General features: G+C 40.1%; 2 protein-coding genes. One reads left to right on the top strand and one right to left on the bottom strand.

What is annotated here, in order from left to right:
* The coding region (locus AC1DRF_RS27430; protein ID WP_477742241.1) for an aminotransferase-like domain-containing protein at window positions 1-1063 on the top strand (1063 nt) is incomplete at its 5' end.
* Here the strand turns inward: AC1DRF_RS27430 and AC1DRF_RS27425 are convergent.
* On the bottom strand, window positions 1054-1489 hold a 436-nt coding region (locus tag AC1DRF_RS27425), incomplete at its 5' end, for a sensor histidine kinase (RefSeq protein ID WP_477742240.1). The two genes, AC1DRF_RS27430 and AC1DRF_RS27425, sit on opposite strands and share 10 nt — an antisense overlap.

The following is a 1489-nucleotide window of genomic DNA, read 5'->3' as shown; positions in this document are numbered from 1 at the left end:
GTTAGCACCTGACCTGCTTCCTTCCCATCAGCTTTCGGAACTATTTAGCGGAATTAATCATAGAGGCGTACACTTGGGCTACGAGCACCCAAGAGGAAATGATGAACTCCGACAAGAGTTAGTCAAGCATGTAAAAAAACGAGGCATTGAAACTTCTTCTTCATCTATTTTAATTGTATCCGGTTCACTTCAAGCCCTTCAGTTAATTTCAATCGGCCTGCTGCCTCCAGGTGCCAATATATTAGCTGAAAAGCCTTCTTATCTTTATTCTCTGCCGTTATTTCAGTCCGCACAAATGAAAATAACGGGCGTTTCGTTAGACGAAGAAGGAATGCATTTAGCTTCATTAAAAGACCACCACGAAAAAGAAAAAGGCACAGCTTTATATACAATACCGAACTTTCATAACCCCACCAATGTAACGATGAGTGAAAAAAGGCGCCAAGAGCTGCTTCGCCAGTGTGAAAGAATGCATTTGCCTATTATTGAAGATGATGCTTACGGAGAGCTTTGGTTCCATTCACCGCCTCCACTTTCGTTAAAAGCTCAAGATAAAAATGGAATGGTTCTTTATTTAGGAACGTTCTCTAAAACATTCAGTCCAGGATTTCGAATTGGATGGATTATAGGGCCTGAACATGTAATTGAGCGATTAGCTGACCTTAAAATGCAAGTTGACTACGGAGCCAGTTCCTTATCTCAATGGGCTGCTGCTGAAGCTCTCAAAACCGGACTCTACGACAAGCATGTGGCCAGCGTACGCTATAAATTAAAAGAAAAATCTCAGCAAACACTGGCTATTCTAGAGAAGTATTTGAAGAATCTCGCTGTGTGGAATGCTCCGAGCGGTGGTTTTTATTTTTGGCTTACGCTGCATAAGCCTGTTTCGATGCGGAAGTTATTTAAGCACTGTCTCGACGAAGGAGYTCTTTTAAATCCAGGCGCATTGTATGACCATGAGACTACACAGCATATCAGAATATCCTTTTCTTATGCGACGCTTGCAGAATTTGAATACGGCATCAAAATAGTCGCAAAAAGCCTTAAGAATCTTTACAAGTGATTCTTAAGGCTTTCTTGTGTTAACGGCAGCTTTATAAAAAAAGTGAGCTTATTATGCTGACGTTCCGCTCGTATCTCTCCTTGATGCAGCTGAATAATTTGTTTTGCAATAGCCAGTCCTAAACCTGAACCATTCGCGTCCGTTCTTGATTCATCACCTCGATAAAATCGATCAAACAACTTTTCTACCTCAATTTTTTCACTGATGTTAATGCTGTTCCTAAAAGAAATAACTATGTAACCCTCGTCAATCTCCTGATTCACCTCTAATACGGAAGGCTTTTTGCTGTATTTCTTAACATTTTCGAGCAAGTTTTGAAATACTCTTACCATTTTTTCCACATCAATAAATGCATTCCATTCACAAGCAAAGGTAGTATGAACATCAATGCCTTCTCTTGTTAAAATTGGCTCGTACTCTCCTATT

Source organism: Priestia sp. P5_B4, from assembly GCF_056400385.1.
Note: the sequence above shows the minus strand (reverse complement) of the source record. Positions and strands in the feature narration are given on the sequence as shown.